The 19,490-nt window shown below is 50.8% G+C and carries 16 protein-coding genes; 6 read left to right on the top strand and 10 right to left on the bottom strand.

Annotated features, from left to right (window positions below):
• Positions 1–115: 115 nt before the first annotated feature.
• The gene (gene tkt, locus JKP77_RS21225) at positions 116–2,113 is read right to left on the bottom strand and encodes a transketolase (RefSeq protein WP_218313179.1); all 1,998 of its coding nucleotides are present in this window, start codon (positions 2,111–2,113) and stop codon (positions 116–118) included.
• A 120-nt stretch (positions 2,114–2,233) separates the two neighbouring features.
• Positions 2,234–3,574 carry an MFS transporter gene (locus JKP77_RS21220; protein ID WP_218313178.1) on the bottom strand — a complete coding sequence of 447 codons (1,341 nt, stop codon included), beginning with the start codon at positions 3,572–3,574 and terminating at the stop codon, positions 2,234–2,236.
• 421 nt (positions 3,575–3,995) lie between these two features.
• Here JKP77_RS21220 and uvrA point away from each other — a divergent pair, with 421 nt between their 5' ends.
• From uvrA to JKP77_RS21205, 3 genes are all read left to right on the top strand, one after another.
• Positions 3,996–6,824 (top strand): excinuclease ABC subunit UvrA, encoded by a 2,829-nt coding sequence (gene uvrA, locus JKP77_RS21215; RefSeq protein WP_218313177.1) that lies wholly within the window; start codon positions 3,996–3,998, stop codon positions 6,822–6,824.
• A 265-nt stretch (positions 6,825–7,089) separates the two neighbouring features.
• Positions 7,090–7,509: an acyl-CoA thioesterase gene (locus tag JKP77_RS21210; protein ID WP_218313176.1), complete on the top strand. Its 420-nt coding sequence runs from the start codon at positions 7,090–7,092 to the stop codon at positions 7,507–7,509.
• Positions 7,499–8,218, top strand: coding sequence for a 2OG-Fe(II) oxygenase (locus JKP77_RS21205; protein WP_420840085.1), 720 nt, complete (start codon positions 7,499–7,501; stop codon positions 8,216–8,218). The genes JKP77_RS21210 and JKP77_RS21205 overlap by 11 nt, the downstream gene beginning before the upstream one ends.
• A gap of 116 nt (positions 8,219–8,334) precedes the next feature.
• Here JKP77_RS21205 and JKP77_RS21200 read toward each other — a convergent pair whose 3' ends face one another.
• From JKP77_RS21200 to JKP77_RS21175, 6 genes are all read right to left on the bottom strand, one after another.
• The gene (locus tag JKP77_RS21200) at positions 8,335–9,129 is read right to left on the bottom strand and encodes a hypothetical protein (RefSeq protein ID WP_218313175.1); all 795 of its coding nucleotides are present in this window, start codon (positions 9,127–9,129) and stop codon (positions 8,335–8,337) included.
• 279 nt (positions 9,130–9,408) lie between these two features.
• Positions 9,409–11,028 (bottom strand): methyl-accepting chemotaxis protein, encoded by a 1,620-nt coding sequence (locus JKP77_RS21195; protein ID WP_218313174.1) that lies wholly within the window; start codon positions 11,026–11,028, stop codon positions 9,409–9,411.
• A 142-nt stretch (positions 11,029–11,170) separates the two neighbouring features.
• Positions 11,171–11,641, bottom strand: coding sequence for a DUF3299 domain-containing protein (locus JKP77_RS21190; protein WP_218313173.1), 471 nt, complete (start codon positions 11,639–11,641; stop codon positions 11,171–11,173).
• Positions 11,642–11,784: 143 nt separating this feature from the next.
• Positions 11,785–12,183, bottom strand: coding sequence for a hypothetical protein (locus JKP77_RS21185; RefSeq protein ID WP_218313172.1), 399 nt, complete (start codon positions 12,181–12,183; stop codon positions 11,785–11,787).
• 240 nt (positions 12,184–12,423) lie between these two features.
• Positions 12,424–12,957 carry an inorganic diphosphatase gene (gene ppa / locus JKP77_RS21180; RefSeq protein ID WP_218313171.1) on the bottom strand — a complete coding sequence of 178 codons (534 nt, stop codon included), beginning with the start codon at positions 12,955–12,957 and terminating at the stop codon, positions 12,424–12,426.
• Between the two features lie 120 nt (positions 12,958–13,077).
• Positions 13,078–14,055 (bottom strand): class 1 fructose-bisphosphatase, encoded by a 978-nt coding sequence (locus JKP77_RS21175; protein WP_218313170.1) that lies wholly within the window; start codon positions 14,053–14,055, stop codon positions 13,078–13,080.
• Positions 14,056–14,372: 317 nt separating this feature from the next.
• Here JKP77_RS21175 and mpl point away from each other — a divergent pair, with 317 nt between their 5' ends.
• The 3 genes from mpl to JKP77_RS21160 are packed head-to-tail and all read left to right on the top strand — an operon-like array spanning position 14,373 to position 17,184.
• Positions 14,373–15,728, top strand: a complete 1,356-nt coding sequence (gene mpl, locus JKP77_RS21170) for a UDP-N-acetylmuramate:L-alanyl-gamma-D-glutamyl-meso-diaminopimelate ligase (RefSeq protein WP_218313169.1) — start codon at positions 14,373–14,375, stop codon at positions 15,726–15,728.
• Entirely contained in the window at positions 15,725–16,360 is a 636-nt protein-coding gene (locus JKP77_RS21165; RefSeq protein WP_218313168.1) for a flavin prenyltransferase UbiX, read from the top strand. Before mpl ends, JKP77_RS21165 begins: the two co-directional genes overlap by 4 nt.
• The gene (locus JKP77_RS21160; RefSeq protein WP_218313180.1) at positions 16,360–17,184 is read left to right on the top strand and encodes a S1/P1 nuclease; all 825 of its coding nucleotides are present in this window, start codon (positions 16,360–16,362) and stop codon (positions 17,182–17,184) included. Before JKP77_RS21165 ends, JKP77_RS21160 begins: the two co-directional genes overlap by 1 nt.
• A 340-nt stretch (positions 17,185–17,524) precedes the next feature.
• Here JKP77_RS21160 and JKP77_RS21155 read toward each other — a convergent pair whose 3' ends face one another.
• A complete protein-coding gene (locus tag JKP77_RS21155; protein WP_218313167.1) occupies positions 17,525–18,352 on the bottom strand; it encodes a MipA/OmpV family protein in 828 nt (275 codons plus the stop codon).
• A gap of 192 nt (positions 18,353–18,544) precedes the next feature.
• On the bottom strand, positions 18,545–19,165 hold the full coding sequence (locus JKP77_RS21150) for an SOUL family heme-binding protein (protein ID WP_218313166.1): 621 nt from the start codon (positions 19,163–19,165) through the stop codon (positions 18,545–18,547).
• Positions 19,166–19,490: the final 325 nt, after the last annotated feature.

Genomic DNA, 19,490 nt, shown 5'->3' with positions numbered 1-19,490 from the left:
CTGATCAAGCTTGGTAAATAGAGTTCAAAAAAAATCCCCACTAATTACTTAGCAGGGATTTGTGTATAAGAGACAGCTCTGCGGAGTGCCTTTTTTATGTATTGCAATACTGCGGTTAGCCGATTAACGCCTTCGCTTTTTCTGCGACATTCTCAGCCGTAAAACCAAAGTGTTTAAGCAGTTCGCCACCAGGTGCAGATTCACCAAACGTGGTCATGCCCACAACGTCGCCTTCCAGACCGACATACTTACGCCAGAAGTCCACATGCGCGGCCTCGACTGCCAGCTTCGGTACACCCGCTGGTAGTACTGACTGCTGATAGTCTTTGCTCTGCGCATCAAACGCTGTGGTACTGGGCATGGAAATCACACGGACCTTATTGCCGTCCGCTGAAAGCGTATTTGCGGCTTCCACGACAAGGGCCACTTCTGAACCTGTTGCAATCAGAATAACATCGGGCGTGCCGGCGCAGTCTTTCAGCACATAACCGCCTTTGGCGATATCTTTAAGCTGTGCTTCGCTGCGCTCCATGGCTTTGGTGCCCTGACGGGTAAACACCAGCGCGCTGGGGCCATCCTGTTTAATCAACGCCTGTCTCCACGCTTCAGCGGTTTCGGCCGCATCACAAGGACGCCAGGTTGTCAGATTGGGTGTCATGCGCAGATTCGCAAGTTGTTCAATCGGTTGGTGCGTCGGGCCGTCTTCGCCCTGTCCGATTGAATCGTGGGTATATACGAACAGGCTTTTCGCTTTCATCAGTGAGGCCATACGCACTGCGTTTCGCGCATATTCCATAAACATCAGGAATGTAGCGCCGAAAGGCACGAAACCGCCATGCAACGCAATACCGTTCATGATGGCGCTCATGCCGAATTCGCGCACACCGTAATAGATGTAGTTGCCATCAGCGTCGGTTTCGATGCCTTTCGCTTCTGGCCACAATGTGAGGTTTGAGCCGGCCAGATCCGCAGAGCCGCCGATGATTTCAGGTAACTGCTTGGCAAAGAAGCCGATGGCATTTTGCGAGGCTTTACGGGTAGCAATGTTTTCCATTGATGCCTGCGCACTGCGGACAAAATCGTCTGCCACTGCATTAAAGTTTTCAGGTAACTCACCCTTAATCACACGCCGGGTAAACTCTTTGGCCAGCTGTGGATGTGCCTTCGCGTAGTCGGCAAATAGTGTATCCCAGTCCGTTTGTTTCTCCGCTCCCTTCGCCGTGGCATCCCATTGTGCATACACATCGTCAGGGACTTCGAAAGGACCGTGCGTCCAGCCCAGTGACTTTCTTACTTCTGCAATTTCATCATCACCCAGCGGGGCACCGTGACAGGCATGGCTACCGGATTTGTTTGGTGAGCCAAAGCCAATCAGGGTTTTACAGCAAATCATGGTTGGCTTGTCTGTTACCGAGCGCGCCAGTTCAATTGCCGCAGTGATGTCTGCTTCACTGTGGCCATCAATGCCTTTAATGACATGCCAGCCGTAGGATTCAAAGCGTTTTGCCGTATCATCGGTAAACCAGCCTTCAACTTCACCGTCAATGGAAATGCCGTTGTCGTCCCAAAACGCAATCAGCTTACCCAGACCCAGCGTTCCTGCCAGTGAACAGACTTCGTGCGAAATCCCTTCCATCAGGCAACCATCACCTAAAAAGCAATAAGTGTAGTGGTCGACTACCGGAAAGCCTTCGCGGTTAAACTGCGCGCTCAGGGTTTTCTCGGCAATTGCCATACCGACTGCGTTCGCTATGCCAGCACCCAGCGGCCCGGTAGTGGTTTCTACACCTGGCGTATATCCGAACTCAGGATGCCCCGGCGTTTTGGAGTGCAACTGCCTGAACTGTTTAAGATCTTCCATGCTGACGTCGTAGCCGCTTAAGTGCAGCAGCGCATATTGCAGCATTGAACCGTGGCCGTTGGAAAGCACGAAACGATCGCGGTTCGCCCACGACGGATCTTTTGGATTGTGCGACAGAAAATCCTGCCATAACACTTTTGCAATGTCGGCCATGCCCATAGGCGCGCCCGGATGACCTGAATTCGCTTTCTGCACGGCATCGACCGCCAGCACCCTGATGGCATTAGCAGAAGGAGTTGAAGTGATAGTCATAACGTTCCTGATACTTGTTGCTATTATATTACAATTAATATGACAAAATGACGCCTGAATAACAAGCTATTCACGCGTTTTTCGACAGTGTTGCGACATAAGAAAAAGGGCTGAGAAGGCTTATGCAGAGGCAAGTATCTGCCTGGCCTGTGTTGCATCAAAGTCTCTGTCGACCTTCAGATACACCGCGCCCTCTTCACTGCTTAGCGTAATTTCCAACACCCCCGGCACAGTAGCCAGACTGGATTTCAGCGACGCGGTTTGAGAGTCAGAAAAACGGGCGTTCATCATTACCCGTTTTACTCGGCTGACTTCGTTAATCCCGGACACAATAAGCAACCAGAGCGCGGCTGCCACAGCCCCCACCAGATAAGCCGTCGCCGGCGTCCAGATATCCGTCACCACACCCGATAGTACACCACCGAGGAAGGCGCCAAAGAACTGAAAACTGGCATAGATTCCCATCGCAGTACCCTTTTCACCGGCCGGTGCAATGCTTGAAACCAGGGCCGGGAAATTGGCTTCAAGATAATTAAAGCCGGTAAAGAATAAAATAATAGCCACCACGACTACCCACCAGGCATGATCCTGCGCACTCATCATTCCGAACGCCACAGCCATCATCAGTACACTGATCAGCAACAGGCTTTTTGGTGTCTTGCCGCGCGCTGCCCCCATCATGACAATAAGCCCGATAACAGACGCACCAAGCACAGGTAAATACAGGGTCCAGTGGCTGTCCAGCGTCATATCAAAATGCAGTAACGTGACCGGCAACTGCACAAACAGCAGCGTAATCATCATATGCAACAACATTACGCTGACGTTCAGCCGCCACAACTGAGAGGACGCAATTAATCGTCTGACCTGCCCCTTCTGAGGCAGGGTGTCGCCACTGCTTAACAGGGTTCCGGTAGGTACTACCCATACTATCAGCGGCATACAGGCTACCGCCAGCATGCCTGTGATAGCGAAAATGCCAGCCATGCCCCAGGATTCGGCAATCATGGGGCCCAGCAATACGGCCAGATAGAAAGAAAAACCGATAGCAATACCGATGATTGCAAGCACTTTAGCGCGTTGAGACTCGCGGCTGACATCGGTTGCCAGTGCCATAATAGCGCCTGCGATAGCCCCCGCGCCCTGTAAGATCCGTCCGACGATAAGCCACGCCATTGTGTCGGCCTGCGCGGCGATGAAACTGCCGATAGCGAAGACGGTCAGGCCAAACAATATAACGGGTTTGCGGCCCCATCGATCTGACATCATGCCCATTGGAATTTGCAGCGCTGCCTGTGTCAGGCCATAACCGCCCACAGCCAGTCCCACTAAAAGCGGTGAGTAATCAGGATAGTCCATGGCGGCGACGGCCAACACGGGCATTACCATAAACAAACCTAACATGCGCAGCACGTAAACAATGGCTAAAGCCAGTGCTGCGCGTACTTCCAATGCGTTCAAACCGACGGTTACCTCTGAATAATTGTGGGCGCGAAGTGTAACATAAATTGCCTGTACGACTATGTGGTTATTACGGCGCAGTATGTCACGTCCGCCAGGGAAGATGCGGTTAAGACTGCAGCAACTCCTGCCGGTGCCTTATTCAGGCTATATTGTTCCAAAAGGTTGTTTTTCAATCGTAACGTCTCCATTTCTGCCTGTCGCATCGGTTGCAGCGATACCGAAGCTGGCCACAAACAGCGGGTGTGTACACCAGCGAACTGATCAAATAGTGGTGCCAGCCGGTATTACACTGCATCGCGAAGCGCGACAGAACATCCACTGTCATACGGCTTCCCCTATCTGTTTTTTTATACAGGTTTAGGATTATTTTCGTTGCCAGCTATGGCATACTGACTCTTTTTTCCACACGCAGGCTTAAATGGACAAAATCGAAATACGCGGTGCCCGCACCCACAATCTGAAAAACATCGATTTAACGCTTCCCCGCGACAAGCTCGTGGTGATAACCGGCTTATCCGGTTCGGGAAAATCCTCCCTGGCATTCGATACGCTGTATGCAGAAGGCCAGCGACGCTACGTCGAGTCCTTGTCTGCGTATGCGCGCCAGTTTTTGTCGATGATGGAAAAACCAGATGTCGACCACATTGAAGGGCTGTCTCCGGCTATCTCTATCGAGCAGAAGTCAACCTCTCACAACCCGCGCTCGACAGTGGGTACGATTACAGAGATTTACGATTACCTTCGTCTGATGTTTGCCCGTGTGGGAACACCGCGCTGTCCGGATCATGATGTACCGCTGGACGCGCAGACCATTTCCCAAATGGTAGATAAAGTGCTGGCTATGCCCGAAGGCAGCAAACTCATGCTGCTGGCCCCTATCGTTAAAGATCGTAAAGGGGAGCATGTAAAAACACTGCAGAATTTATCTGCGCAGGGTTTTATTCGTGCACGTATTGACGGTGAGGTCTGCGATCTCTCAGATCCTCCGACACTGGATTTGCACAAAAAGCACACCATCGAAGTGGTTATCGACCGTTTTAAAGTACGTGATGACATTGCACTGCGTCTCTCTGAGTCTTTCGAAACCGCGCTGCATCTTGCCAACGGCAATGCCGTTGTCGCGGATATGGATGATGCTGATGCAGAAGAAGTGGTATTTTCAGCGAACTTTGCCTGCCCGCACTGTGGTTACAGCATCAGTGAACTGGAACCCAGAATGTTCTCGTTCAATAACCCGGCCGGTGCCTGCCCTACCTGCGATGGTTTGGGAACGCGGCAGTTTTTCGATCCCTCCCGGGTAGTCGGCAATGATGAACTCAGTTTATCCGGTGGCGCTATTCGTGGATGGGATAAACGCAGCTATTACTATTTTCAGATGCTTCAGGCCGTCGCCGATCATTATGGGTTTGATTTGAGCAAGCCCTTCGGCTCGTTCTCTGACACACACAAAGATGTGGTGCTTTACGGTTCTAAAGGCAAATCGCTGACGTTCAAATACATTAACGAGCGCGGCGACATCATGGAGCGTAAGCACCCCTTTGAAGGCGTGATTCCAAACATGGAACGTCGCTATCGCGAAACTGAATCGAATGCAGTTCGTGAAGAACTGGCGAAATATTTAAGCCAGCAACCCTGTAGCAGCTGTAACGGGTCGAGGCTTCGTCTTGAGGCGCGCAATGTTTTCATTCAGGAAACCAACCTGCCTGAAATTTCCGACATGTCGATTGCCGGCGCGTTTTCATTTTTTGAAAATCTCGAACTCAGCGGACAGCGTGGGCAAATTGCCGAGAAAATCTTAAAAGAAATTCTCGACCGCCTTCGCTTTCTGGTCAACGTCGGGCTGAACTACTTAACACTTAGCCGCAGTGCAGACACCTTATCAGGCGGTGAAGCTCAGCGTATTCGTCTGGCCAGCCAGATAGGTGCTGGCCTGGTAGGCGTGATGTACGTGCTGGATGAACCGTCTATTGGCCTGCACCAGCGCGACAATGAGCGTCTGTTAAAGACACTTACTCATTTACGTGACCTTGGCAATACCGTGCTTGTTGTCGAACACGACGAAGATGCAATCCGTGAAGCCGATTTTATTGTGGATATCGGTCCGGGTGCCGGTGTCCATGGTGGCGAAATTATTGCTCAGGGCTCACTTCAGGACATCCTCGACAGTGAAGACTCACTTACCGGGAAGTACTTGTCTGGTAGAGAGAAAATTGATGTGCCCGAGAAGCGTCATAAGGCCGATAAGAAAAAATGGCTATCACTGACAGGCGCCACAGGTAACAACCTTAAATCAGTCGATCTGAATATTCCGGTTGGTTTAATGACCTGCGTGACCGGCGTATCCGGCTCGGGTAAGTCGACACTGATTAATGATACCTTCTATAAAATTGCACACCGCGAGCTGAATAAAGCCACTACCGCCGAACCTGCTGCGCATAAAAGCATGGAAGGCCTGGAGCATCTCGACAAGGTCGTGGATATCGACCAGAGCCCGATCGGCAGAACTCCGCGTTCTAACCCGGCAACCTATGCCGGAATTTTCACCCCTATCCGTGAGATGTTTGCCGGTACACAGGAAGCCCGCTCACGCGGCTACAAGCCAGGCCGGTTCAGTTTTAACGTAAAAGGCGGTCGCTGCGAGGCCTGTCAGGGTGACGGCGTTATTAAAGTGGAAATGCACTTCCTGCCGGATGTCTACGTGCCTTGCGATGTATGTAAAGGCAAACGTTACAATCGCGAAACGCTGGAAGTGAAATACAAAGACAAAAACATTCATGAAGTGCTTGAGATGACAGTTGAGGAAGCCCGTACCTTCTTCGATCCCATCCCGGCCATCGCACGAAAACTGCAGACGCTGATGGATGTGGGCCTGGCGTACATTCGACTGGGCCAGTCAGCAACCACCCTGTCAGGGGGTGAAGCTCAACGGGTGAAGCTGGCGAAGGAACTGTCGAAACGCGACACCGGCCAGACGCTTTATATTCTGGATGAGCCAACCACAGGGCTGCACTTTCATGATATTAAACAGTTGCTTGCCGTGCTGCACAGGCTGCGTGATCACGGCAACACAGTCGTGGTGATAGAGCACAACCTGGATGTGATAAAAACCGCAGACTGGATAGTCGACCTGGGACCTGAAGGGGGCTCGGGCGGCGGCGAAATCATTGCGCAGGGTACGCCGGAAGACATCGCTGAAGATAAGGCCTCACATACAGGCCACTTCCTGAAACCGTTACTGAACCGCTAAGCCAATGAAGCGGGTAGTGGCAGCGTGCTGCCGCTACCCTTACACCAATCCGTAATGATGTGTGATCAGCTTAGAGAGAGAGGAATGCCGCTGAGTGAGCACACGTTATTGCGGATTGGTATGATTTATTTCTGCCTTTAGCGCATAGCCACAGCCTTTCGCCTTTCTGTTTTTCCTGCACCCATGGCCATCTACTGCTTTTACTTTTGCCTTCTGATACAGTGAGATTTTCCCTATCACTGCGTCAGGACAATAAGAGCAAGCAATGACCGAGAAATCTTCTTTGGAATCGACATTCGATGTTCGATTTTACGAAACCGATGCGCTGGCCCACGTAAGCAATACCGTGTTAGCAGGTTGGTTTGAATCTGCCCGCGAACCCATCTTCCGTTTTTTTACGCCTGAAATGGATCTGAAAAACTGGCCGTTAATTGTCGCCAGTTACAAAATCGATTTTCTGGCTCAGATTTTCTACGGTGAGCCGGTAACCGTGAAAACCTATGCCAGCCGTATTGGCTCAAGCTCGTTTGATGTGCTGCAAGAGCTGTGGCAAAACGGCAAACGGTGCTCCCGTGGCATCACCACCATGGTGCACTTTGATTACAACACCCAGAAATCCGTTCCTATTCCGGATGACGTGCGCCAGATGCTAAGTGAAATCATGTGGGAGGAAAATGATGAGTAACTCTCAGCCTACTGATTTCATCCGCGTTATTGATGATGTGCTGGACCCGGCATTGTGCCAGGAAATTATCACTCAGTTTGAGAGCAGCCCGAATTTATATGCCGGTCGCACCGGCGGTGGTGTTGATCTGGATAAAAAGAACAGCACGGATGTCTCTTTCAGCGAGAAGCCAGAGTTCGCGCCGTTGTTTAAACAAGTTATCCAGAAAACCGGTGACCAGCTGCTGAAGTACATCGAGGAACATTACTTTGCGCTGGTAGGCCCTATCGGATTAACCGTACGCCACCCGAAAACCGGCGAGCCTGTGAAAATGACAGGGGAAAACTTTGAAGAAGTCGGCAAGCCTAATTTGCCGAATTTAATGAACTATCTGTTCAGGATTGGACAGGTTAACGCGCAACGTTATAAGGCTGGTGAAGGCGGCTATCCGTACTGGCATTCGGAGGTCTATCCGCAACTGCCACATAACGAGCCACTGCACCGACTGCTACTGTTTATGTTTTATCTGAATGATGTGGAAGACGGCGGTGAAACTGACTTTTACTATCAGAACCGGTCAGTGAAACCAAAAGCAGGCCGCATGGTTATTGCCCCTGCCTATTTCACACACACCCACCGAGGTCAAATCCCCAAAAGCAACGACAAGTATATCCTGACCTCCTGGTTGCTGTTTAACCGCGCAGAGCAAATATATACCAATCCGAAATGATGCACGGTCAGCGCAGGTCGTTGCCGGCAGGTAATACTCATCCTGGCAGGGTGGCAACTAATAAGCATCACGAAAGTAAGTGAGTCAACAAGCAACCGGGCGGAGATTTCCGCCCGCTATTCTTTTGCGGACAGCTGCTTCGCCTCCAGGATGGCCGCTTCTAACACGGGAAATTCAGATCCCGGTGAGTGACGAAGCTGCCCTTCGATAAATGCAGTCGTGTCATACAGGCGCATCAACGCCTGATTTACTCTTGCGATAAGTGCCTCTGTTTGCGGATACTGATTACACATAATGTAACCACTGGTTGTCGCAGGAACGCCGGCAATGACATAGGACTGAAACGGCTCGGTATCTTCCGGATTCAAAGCCAGGTGTTGTTTCACTTCCTGGGGGTAGATTAGTGCGATATCGACTCTGTCACGGAAAAACATGCCGGACAGTTTGTTATGCCGATCGCCACTGGCCCGCTTTACAATATTGCGTTCAGACAGGGCTGCAAGCCGACTATCAAGCGCATCCCCATAGCTTACGCCGTCAATCAGCAGCATCAGCGCATCCGGTTTCGCATCAAAAAACGCCTCCAGTGACTTAAGCTCACCGTTTTCATTAAGCAGGTCATCATCCAGTGGTTTGTCACCACGAATATACAATCGCGGCGTCGACAAAAAGGTCAGGGGCAACGAAAAATAATGCGCTTGCTCCCGGGGCGCGGTTTTTAGCGCATAAAATGTGCAGGCCGGCTCGGCTTCGGTTAACAGCCTTTGTGTTCGTTTGTAGGGGGCGTAAATGAAATCCAGGGGCGCATCCAGTTCATTCAGCAATAACCGGTAAGATACATACAGGGCGCCGTCGTAAGTCTCATTTTCCAGCTTGGCAGAAAAATCCGACATACCGTAATACATTTTCACGGGTTCAGCTGATACCGCATGACCAGGCAAAGCTATCAGAGCCAGAAGCGACACGCTCAGAAATTTTGATAAATAATACAACGCGGTACCATAGATTATTAGTGCATCAAAGCCGTATATTACCTGATGATTCAGGCTGTGACGACTGTGAAGAGATGAAAAATTCTACGAAGACTGCCAGCGTTTCACTTACCGTGGATCTGACAGACTCCTGATAAAAAACACGCCGGCAGGCAAACGCGCCGTCAGCGCATTAACAACTGCCCGGTGGCCTGCCGATCAGTAACGAAATTGTTGCATGATGCGAGCAAAGTCGCTGGCAAGCTGCTCCAGAGAACGACTGACCTCACCCAGTTGCTCGGCACTTTTTGCCGTGTCTCCGGTACGCCCGTTAATATCGTCAACGCTGCGGGATATTGACTGCGCCACCTGCTGCTGCTCTCCAGTCGAGCCAGCTATCTGGTCGTTCATCGCCGTGATCCGTGAAATCGTATCGTTTATTTCCGTCAGGCTTGAACCGGCTTTATTGGCTTCTTCGACACTGCTGGCGGCAAGCTCAGTTCCTCTTGCCATCACCGATACCGCAGAACGTGCGGCGCCCTGCAACTGTTCAATGGTTTGCTGAATTTCTTCTGTGGACTGCTGGGTGCGTGATGCCAGAGTACGAACTTCGTCTGCGACGACGGCAAAGCCTCTGCCCTGCTCTCCGGCACGTGCTGCCTCAATGGCGGCATTCAGCGCCAGCAGATTAGTTTGTTCGGCGATACCCTTAATTACGTCCAGTACCACTCCGACTTTGTTGGAGTCAGCCTCAAGCTTGCGGATCACCTCTGCGGTGTCATCTACACTTTGTGCAAGGTTCTGAATACTGGTTACGGTTTGATTGACCACCTGCTGACCATCACTGGCTGCACGGGTGGCATCTGCCGCAGCACCGGCAGCTTCTGACGCGCTGTGTGCCACTTCATCGACACTGTGGGTAAGGTTATTCACTGAGTGCTTAGCTTCCTCAGCTGAGCGCTGCTGTGCATCAATCGTATTCCGGGTATGGCCGGACACCTGATTAAGATTATTCGCCAGTGCCGACAGAGGGTTCGAGGCATCCCCGATATCACGTACTACATTTTGCAATTTGGTAATAAATTCGTTGAACCAGTGCACCAGCTCGCCCACTTCATCTTTGTTTCTGGTTTGCAGACGGACTGTCAGGTCGCCTTCTTCCTGGGCAATATTGCGCAGTGAATTGACCACGTCCGCCACCGAGCCGCGCAGATTCAGGACGATCGGGATAGCAAAAGCGAACAGCACAATAGTCGAAATGATGCCAACAATAATTCCCACCGTGATGAGTCCGTGCGCGGCACTGTTTGATTCGTCAATGGCCTGTTCAAAGGCTTGTTCGCGAGCGGCAATGAAACTACGTAGTGTCGATGTAGCCTCATCAAACGAGGCATTCATCTTCTCTGAACGGGCTGCCAGTTTGCTGTAGTCAGCGGTGCCATCTATCATCGAGCTGCTGATATCAAACGCCACCGTGTAATAACTTTCAAAGCTATCCAGAATATCGCGGGCCTGCGCCGAAAGTGCCGGGTTAACCCGGGTTATGGCCTCAAGCTGTTCAACCGTCGTGTTCGCCTGCTCTCCCGCTCGTTCAAGCGCATCCTCATCGCCGGTTGTCACCGCGCTGCTCAGGGTGTTTTTAACATTTTCCATATTGAAAAGTGCAGTACGGGAATGACTGAGTGCAGGAAACTGCACATTTCGGGCATCATCGAGTAATGCCACGTTATTTAGTGCAGTAACCGAGGTGATCGCCAGATAAATCAGAAAGGCAATGGTACTGATAATGGGTATCAGATAAAGCTTCTGTGCAATGGATAGCCTGTTAAGGAAGTTCATTCCATCCCCTTAAAAAAACAGCAAAAACTATGCGCAATTATGAACCTACCGGGAAGTGTTATCCATTATCCTTATTGCTACAAAAATGTCAGCAAAACGAAAAACAGAACAACCAGCCTTTTTCAGACAATTAACGGCCAAATTAAAAAGGCTCGACGGTCTCCCCTTCTAAACGATAGCCTACTGTTGCAATTTCACCAGACCAACCGTCAGTAGAAAGCACTCCAGTAACCCAGATCGCGTCGTATAGGTTGTCTATCGGCACGCCCTCAGAAAACTTCACATAAACAATCTGGTTTGAAGGCGGAGGCGGGACATGTATACAGGCTCCGAAAAAGGGCACCAGCAAAAATTCGGTAGTCAGCTCTGCGGTGCCTTCCAGCGGCACCACAAAGCCAGGGATTTTCACCCGTTGCCCGTCGTACTTTTCCACGACCGGAGCATCAGGTTGTACCTGCGTCATCTTACCATCGTGAGAAACTGGCGGTGGCGGAAGTTCATTAAAGCCTTCTGGCACCAAATCTTCCCAATAGACTTCTTTCGCTTCATCCGCGTTCACGGCAGGCATTAGCAGGAATGTTGCTAACAGCATCATATAACGCCAGGGTTTCATAAATACTCCAAAAGTTAATCAGGTTTTGCATTGTACGGTACACCGCCGGCTTCAGCCTTTTCACTGATCTACATAACCGTCGGGTGTGAAAGCAAGTGACGTTCTGAGCCGACCGCATGACGGCTAATCTCAGCGGTGTCGGCTTACGAAAGACTAAATCCCTCAGACTTCAGCCACAACAGAGCATGCCGCTTATTGGTGAAGAAACGACGCTGTGTTTCATTTCTGTCTGCGGTAATACGCAATAGCTGTTCACGCTTCCAGCCGCCCGAGCCGACGATATAAGCCTCTTTCTTCAATCCATGATTATACAGGTCGGCAATACCTTCTTTCGCGAAACGTTCAAATTCCGGCGTACCCAGTGCCCACTCTGTCGCATCAATAATTTTGGCGAACGACTCAATGTCGCTTTTTGCAAGTAATCTTTCCATGTCATCAAACAACGCTTCTGCAGTTTCCTTATTCCAGGAGTCATAGGCATTAAGTAAAAAAATATTATTACAAAGTCTCAGGCGATAATGCCCGTGGGCGGGAAATTTCATCAGCCTCTACCTCGAAAACGTGGGACGGAAATAAAGAGCGTTATCTTACCCGACATTAGTGACAACACGTACACTGCAACTCACTTTAAGTGGTCTGTTGAGTGAACCTGTATTTACACTATGAAAGCAGACCACCAGTTACGGAGGAAGTTTAGCAAGTCAGGAGCTTTGCATCATACAACAGCCACCGAAGCAATAAAAAAAGGCCCTTGTGGGCCTTTTTTTGATAATCGTTAGCGGTTACTTATCGTCTTCGTAACGCTTCACGCTGCCGGTAATTTCGTCTTTTGCCGCGGCGGCATCTGCCCAACCGTCAACTTTTACCCACTTACCAGGCTCAAGATCTTTATAGTGCTCAAAGAAGTGCTCAATTTGCTTAAGCGTCAGCTCAGGCACATCATTGATTTCTTTCACGTCGCGGTAGATGGTAGACAGTTTGTCTACAGGTACTGCTAATACTTTTGCATCTTTACCTGACTCGTCAGTCATGTTCAGCACACCAACCGGACGACAACGGATCACAGAGCCACTCAGTAGCGGGAAAGGCGTGATAACTAGCACGTCTACCGGGTCACCATCTTCTGACAGTGTGTTAGGCACATAGCCGTAGTTAACTGGATAGTGCATGCAGGTTGCCATGAAACGGTCAACGAACATGGCACCAGAGTCTTTGTCGACTTCGTACTTTACCGGATCCGCGTGTGCTGGGATCTCGATGATGACATTCACTTCATCAGGCAGGTTTTTGCCCGCAGGAACGGCGTTTAAGCTCATTATCAGGTCCTTTATTGTAATCAAAAAATAAGATGCGCTAAGTATACGGGCAGCGCGGCAAAATAAAAACGCTTTACGACCGATGTCGTACTATTGCCGCGCATTTTTCGCCCGTTCCCGCTATTTTTCCTGTGCGTAATAGCTCAGGCAGGCCTCAATTTCATTTTTTGAGCCCAGTAAGGTCGGTACTCGCTGATGAATTTCTTCCGGCATCACTTCCAGAATACGTCCTTCTCCTGTATTCGCCAGCCCACCGGCCTGTTCCATCAGAAACGCCATGGGATTGGCTTCATATAATAGTCGCAGTTTACCGGGGATAGATGGATTCCGTTTATCAAACGGATACATGAAGATACCACCACGACACAATACGCGGTGAATATCGCCGACCATAGCAGCGACCCATCGCATATTGTAATTTTTCCCACGAGGGCCTTCTTCACCCGCCATCAGATCAGCAATGTAGTTCTGCATGGGGGGTTCCCAGTGACGCTGGTTCGAGGCGTTAATGGCAAACTCCGCAGTGTCTTCCGGCACCTGAATATTCGGGTGTGTCAGCAGGAAGCCACCGTGGGTTTTATCCAGGGTATAGATATGCGTTCCGCGACCAGTAGTGAGTGCTAACATCGTTGATGGGCCGTACAACACATAACCGGCTGCGACCATCTGTGTGCCCGGCTGTAAAAACGCAGATGGGTCATTCGGCTCCATCCACTGCGGCGCATGCGTAATTGAAAATATGGTACCGATTAAGCTGTTAATCTCGGTATTCGATGAACCATCCAGAGGGTCAAAGCTAACCAGGTATTTTCCTTCGGGGTTACATGGCACTACGTCATCTTCTTCTTCGGAAGAGATCGCTTTCACATAACCTGACTCACGTAGTGTATCTTTCAGGATTTGGTTGGAAATCACATCCAGCTTTTTCTGTGTCTCACCCTGAACATTCTCTGACAGAGTAGAACCCAAAACGCCCGCTAACGCGCCCTGACTGACTCGGAAAGAGATTTCCTTACAGCCTGCGAGCAGCGTGCGAATGAGCAGAATGAGCTCTAACGGTGCGCCGTCATGTTGTAACTGGGAGTTTAATCGTTTCATTGTGTGCTAAAGCCTTTTTATTTGTAGGGTAAAGAGGTAATGGCATGCAAGCCGTCCGTACTCACATGGGTAGCAATACCTGTGCCGCCCGCCGTCCATTTCTGGCCCTGACTATGCATAATCTGGCAATCGCATTCAGACGAAGGAATGCCATAACCCTGCGTAGCGCATCGGGACGAGAAAAATTTCCGGCTTGCAACAACTGCTTAGATTGTAACCGTGAATAGTGGGTGAAGGAAATGAGTTATTCGAACATCGGACCGGTTCTGATACAGTAACAGACATCAAAGGCTTTTCAGTTAAATGACAAATCACGTATGCACGTACATATTCTAGGGATTTGCGGCAGCTTTATGGGCGGTATCGCCGCTATCGCAAAGTCACTGGGGCACAAGGTGACAGGCTCAGACACCAATGTTTATCCCCCCATGAGCACACAGCTTGAAGCGCTGGGTATTACCCTGACCGAGGGCTACGATGTGACTCAGTTCGAACCACAGCCTGATATGGTCGTCATTGGCAATGCGATGTCCCGGGGCAACCCTGCGGTAGAGTATGTGCTAAACCGTAACCTGCCTTACACCAGCGGGCCACAATGGCTTTTGGAGAATCTGCTCACGGATCGCTGGGTTATCGGCGTAGCCGGAACACATGGTAAAACGACGACCAGCAGCATGGTAGCGTGGATCCTGGAAGAGGCGGGTCTAAATCCCGGTTTCCTGATTGGCGGGATCCCTGAAAATTTTGGTATTTCTGCGCGCACAGGCGACAGCCCGTTTTTCGTTATTGAGGCCGATGAGTATGACAGCGCCTTTTTCGATAAGCGCTCTAAGTTTGTTCACTATCGTCCCAAAACACTGATCATGAATAACCTCGAGTTTGATCACGCTGATATCTTTGCTGATCTTGGGGCTATTCAGACTCAGTTTCATCACCTGATCCGTATGGTACCCGGCAACGGCCTGATTTTGTCACCAATTAGCGACGATGCGCTTAATGCAACGCTGGAAAAAGGCTGCTGGTCCGAACAACAGTTTATTGGCAAAGACTGGCTTGCAGAGTTGCTTGCTGCTGATGGCAGTGCTTTCACCGTTTTCTACAAAGGAGAAAACGTGGGTGACGTACACTGGTCGCTGTTGGGCCAACATAACGTTGATAACGCCCTGATGGCGATTGCTGCCGCCCATCATGCCGGCGTGCAGGTGCAGGATGCCATCAGCGCACTGAGCACCTTTAAAAACGTCAAGCGGCGCATGGAAACCAAGGGCGCTGTTAATGGCATTACTGTTTATGACGATTTTGCGCATCATCCGACAGCCATCGCAACCACCATCGACGGTTTGCGCAAAAAGGTTGGCAACGCACGGATCCTGGCGGTATTAGAGCCACGTTCAAATACGATGAAAATGGGCGTTCATAAAGACACACTGGCGCAATCCTGGCAGGATGCTGACAGTGTTTTTGTCTATCAGCCAGCGTCGCTGAGCTGGTCGTTACAAGACGCGGCAGCGCACAGCCCGACACCCGCGCGCTGTTTCGATAACGTTGAAGATATCGTGCAGACAGTCGCAACAGAAGCCAGTGTCGGTGACCACGTGCTGGTAATGAGTAATGGCGGCTTCGAAGGGATCCACCAGCGCCTGATTGATGCATTATCCGGGGAGTACAAATGAAACAAGATGATCGCGTCACGCTGGCAATTACCGGCGCATCAGGCGCGCCCTACGCGTTAAAGCTGCTTGCCTCGCTGGTGAAAGCTAACAAAGACGTGTACGTGCTGATTTCTTCAGCCGCGAAAGTTGTGTTTGCGACGGAAGAAAAGCTGAAGATTCCCTCGCGGCCAGACGATGCCGCCGCGTTTTTATCTGAACACTGCAATGCCAGACCGGGGCAGATTCAGGTATTTGGTAAAGAAGAATGGTTTTCGCCAGTTGCCTCCGGGTCAGCGGCGCCTCACACAATGATTGTGTGCCCATGCTCCACCGGCACCCTGTCTTCTATTGCCGTAGGCGCCAGCGATAACCTGATAGAGCGTGCGGCTGATGTCGTTTTGAAGGAACGCGGACAGTTATTGCTTGTACCGCGGGAAATGCCACTTTCGTCGATTCATCTGGAAAACATGTTAAAACTGTCACAGATGGGTGCGACAATTATGCCCGCCGCTCCCGGCTTTTATCACAATCCAGAAACCATTGAGGATCTGGTCGACTTCGTTGTCGCCCGTATTCTTGACCACATCGGCATTGACCAGAGTCTGGTTGCCCGGTGGGGATATGACACTAAAAAACACACAGAGGAAAAATGATGTCAGCGTTTGCAAACCGGACTTTCGCAGTAACGCTTAGCCTGCTATCCACCCTAATTATCAGCGCTCCCGCCTTTGGTTGGGGTCAGATTGGCCACCGCGTTACCGGCGCTATTGCCGAGCAGTACTTAAGCCCGCTTAGTCATGCCGCGATAATGGACCTGCTTCCGGGTTCGTCGCTGGCCGAGGCTTCCACCTATGCCGACGAAATGCGTTCAGACCCCAGTGAATTCTGGCAGCGCACAGCCTCACCCTGGCACTATGTGACTGTGCCGGAAGGCAAACATTACCATGACGTAGACGCCCCCGATGTAGGCGACGCGTATACAGCGCTGGAACGCTTCACTGCAACCCTCAAAGATCCGTCTGCCAGTAAGGAAGACAAGCAACTGGCGTTGCGCTTTGTGGTTCACATTATCGGCGATCTGCATCAGCCGCTACATGCAGGTAACGGCACCGATCGTGGTGGCAACGATGTAAAGGTTCGCTTTTTCTGGCAGGACTCAAACCTGCACCGCGTATGGGATTCACAAATGCTGGATCAGCGTGACCTGTCTTATTCAGAGTGGACGACCTGGTTGACGGACAAGATCACTTCACAGGATATTCGCGACTGGGCCACGACCAACCCTGAAGACTGGATCACGGAAAGCACTGAAATTCGCGATACCATTTACCCTGAAGATGCGAATAACATGAGCTACGACTATCTGTACAACCATCTGCCTACCGCAAAGCGCAGACTGCAAATGGCGGGCGTACGAATGGCGATGTACCTGAATGACGTCTTTGAAGAAGCACAAAAAGAAGCCAGCGACGACTAGTCACCGCTTTTCGGATTGAACAAACGGCTACCCGCTTCGCGAGTGGCCGTTTTTTTTAGCTAGTGAACGCTTTCTCACTAGCTTTCGATGGCATCAGCCGCGCTGCTTACCCTGCATCCGCTTCGGGTGCGACACTGACGTTTGTCTGCACTTAACCCGTTGCGTTGCCGCGCTTTGGTGGCCAACGCTCTGTCACATGATTGCTATCAGCATTAACCTGATGGCAACCCGCGATGATGGTTACTCACCCAGAGAGAGTAATCCGACTTTTATCAAGCCAGTCTGAAGAAAGCGTAAACGGGCTGCAGGACCACCGACGTTGCGCGCGAATAACGTGGGGTTAGAAAATGTAGATAACCCCAATGCCAACCTCGGCTTCATAGTCTCTGCGCACAATGGGGCTATCCTGAACATCGCTGCTGTAATACTCGATAACCGCTTCGCCAAAAATCTGCCAGTTCGCGGTGAGATTATTGCGGTAGTTGTAATTGAATCCGATGGAACGAAAGCCCCCGCTCAGGTTCGTTTCAGGTAATCCAGATGCACCAGATTGCGCGGCCGTCACGCCGAAATCTTTATTAGCGTAGTCACTGTCATGAAAGACAACAGCAACGGCGATTTCCGATCCCGTTCCGTCATTTTGGGCACCAAACCGGTATCCTGCCCCCAGTAAGGCCTGATTGCCGTTTTCTCCGGCCACAACCCGGCCATCCAGCCAGTAACGCCAGTCAGTCTGAAAGGCGCGGCGCGCTTGCAACACTAATTCAACGCCCTCTTCACCTTCTCCAAGCCCATCCAGATAGCCGTCGTCCGAGTCGCTTTCCTCACGCCCTTCTTCAAACGCTACCGTGGCTTCAAATAGCCATGTATCCGAGCGCAGGCCGCGCCAGCCAAGCGCTTCTCCTGCCCAGTAGAAAATATTGTCACCGCTTCGCCACTGAACAGCGCCGGCAGGGTCAGCTTCAAGGCCAAATTCCTCCGCGCCTTCGTACGCAGACTCATACTCGATACCCGCGCCAAGACCGAACGCCCAGCCATCTTCACCTCTGGTAAAGTCGTCCAGTGAAGGTAATGGCACTAAAACGGGCCTGTTTTCCTGCGCAATAGCGATAGGTGAAATGCCAATACAGGTAGCAAGCGTTAACAATAAGCGTGGAAAGGTTTTCATCGTGATGTCTCTCATCTTAACCGAACCACAGTCTGTAGTCCGGTCATGTGCTTAATATAGTACGTTTTTCAGTACGTTCTGTGTTGCTTTATACAAAGCAGGCAGGCCCTTTTCTGCCTTCTGCCGTCACCGAACACCTGCGCAGTGACACTACTTTAGCCTTCGCAGCGGGCAGCATTGATCACCTGCCGGTTACTTAATTGGGATCAGTACTTCGTTATGACGCAAAAACGGCAGCGTCATTGGCCCGTCATAGCCTGCTTTGACAGGCTCACCCGCGGCTTGGTAGTCAGTGTTTTCAAGCCATTTGCGCAAAATCGCGGTGTGTTCATCGACATTGCTGTCGCTTAACAATCCACTGAATGTAATAGCCACCGCCTTAAAATTTCTGACTTCGCTCACTGTCAGGCTGTCGTCAGTTGGCTGTGGCGTGGTTTCGAGGGTGAAATCAGCAGGCATCACGAAAGACATAGAAGGTTCACGGGTATTTTCCGCCATAAACACCGGAGCCGTCATCGCTATCTCTTTGCCTTTGGTATCGTCATCCATGAATACCGGCGCGGTCATGGCTATCTCAGTATCGCCCCGGTTGTTGCCGGAAATATAGCGAAAGAGTTTTCTGAACGCGTTGTTTTCACTCCGCTCATCCATACTCGCGGAGACGAGGACCATCGGGTCGTAATGGCGCACTTCAATATTGTTATCCTCATCTGCCTCTATCACCGTATAGGGCGCAGACTCAACGCCATTGGCGCCAAACACTGAACACCCGGAAAGAAAAACACTGCTTAACACTGCTGCCAGAAATTTCATATTGCGCTACCTGCCTGTAAATTATCGACGCTAATACGCGCAGCGCATCGCTAAGTACCAATGCATAACCTTAAATTTTGTTAATTCTGAACGGCGTTCAGGAACTTCCGTTCGATGTCAGAAAAAATTCACTGCGGCAGGAAGTTTGGTGAGGCCATCAGAGCGATGTGAAGTGCATGTACAAAAAACAAATGCTAACGCTGACTAAGCTGGTGGTTGAGGGCTGAAAATAAAAAAGGCAGCACACTGGCCTGTCTCTTGATCACAAGTCAGCCTCCAGAGACCTGGCAATGTCGTAACCCTCAAGGATGGTTTGCAACTTAAA

This window comes from Alteromonas antoniana (assembly GCF_019249295.1).
Taxonomy (GTDB): domain Bacteria; phylum Pseudomonadota; class Gammaproteobacteria; order Enterobacterales; family Alteromonadaceae; genus Alteromonas; species Alteromonas antoniana.
This window is presented reverse-complemented; position numbering and strand designations above follow the sequence as displayed.

What these genes read in the sequence shown, in the direction of transcription:
- uvrA (WP_218313177.1), top strand. Translation starts at nt 3,996, where the DNA reads ATGGACAAAATCGAAATACGCGGTGCCCGCACCCACAATCTGAAAAAC.
- JKP77_RS21205 (WP_420840085.1), top strand. Translation starts at nt 7,499, where the DNA reads ATGATGAGTAACTCTCAGCCTACTGATTTCATCCGCGTTATTGATGAT.
- JKP77_RS21150 (WP_218313166.1), bottom strand. Translation starts at nt 19,165, where the DNA reads ATGAAATTTCTGGCAGCAGTGTTAAGCAGTGTTTTTCTTTCCGGGTGT.
- tkt (WP_218313179.1), bottom strand. Translation starts at nt 2,113, where the DNA reads ATGACTATCACTTCAACTCCTTCTGCTAATGCCATCAGGGTGCTGGCG.
- JKP77_RS21175 (WP_218313170.1), bottom strand. Translation starts at nt 14,055, where the DNA reads ATGAAACGATTAAACTCCCAGTTACAACATGACGGCGCACCGTTAGAG.
- JKP77_RS21185 (WP_218313172.1), bottom strand. Translation starts at nt 12,183, where the DNA reads ATGAAATTTCCCGCCCACGGGCATTATCGCCTGAGACTTTGTAATAAT.
- JKP77_RS21155 (WP_218313167.1), bottom strand. Translation starts at nt 18,352, where the DNA reads ATGAAAACCTTTCCACGCTTATTGTTAACGCTTGCTACCTGTATTGGC.
- JKP77_RS21190 (WP_218313173.1), bottom strand. Translation starts at nt 11,641, where the DNA reads ATGAAACCCTGGCGTTATATGATGCTGTTAGCAACATTCCTGCTAATG.
- JKP77_RS21195 (WP_218313174.1), bottom strand. Translation starts at nt 11,028, where the DNA reads ATGAACTTCCTTAACAGGCTATCCATTGCACAGAAGCTTTATCTGATA.
- mpl (WP_218313169.1), top strand. Translation starts at nt 14,373, where the DNA reads ATGCACGTACATATTCTAGGGATTTGCGGCAGCTTTATGGGCGGTATC.
- JKP77_RS21165 (WP_218313168.1), top strand. Translation starts at nt 15,725, where the DNA reads ATGAAACAAGATGATCGCGTCACGCTGGCAATTACCGGCGCATCAGGC.
- ppa (WP_218313171.1), bottom strand. Translation starts at nt 12,957, where the DNA reads ATGAGCTTAAACGCCGTTCCTGCGGGCAAAAACCTGCCTGATGAAGTG.
- JKP77_RS21210 (WP_218313176.1), top strand. Translation starts at nt 7,090, where the DNA reads ATGACCGAGAAATCTTCTTTGGAATCGACATTCGATGTTCGATTTTAC.
- JKP77_RS21160 (WP_218313180.1), top strand. Translation starts at nt 16,360, where the DNA reads ATGTCAGCGTTTGCAAACCGGACTTTCGCAGTAACGCTTAGCCTGCTA.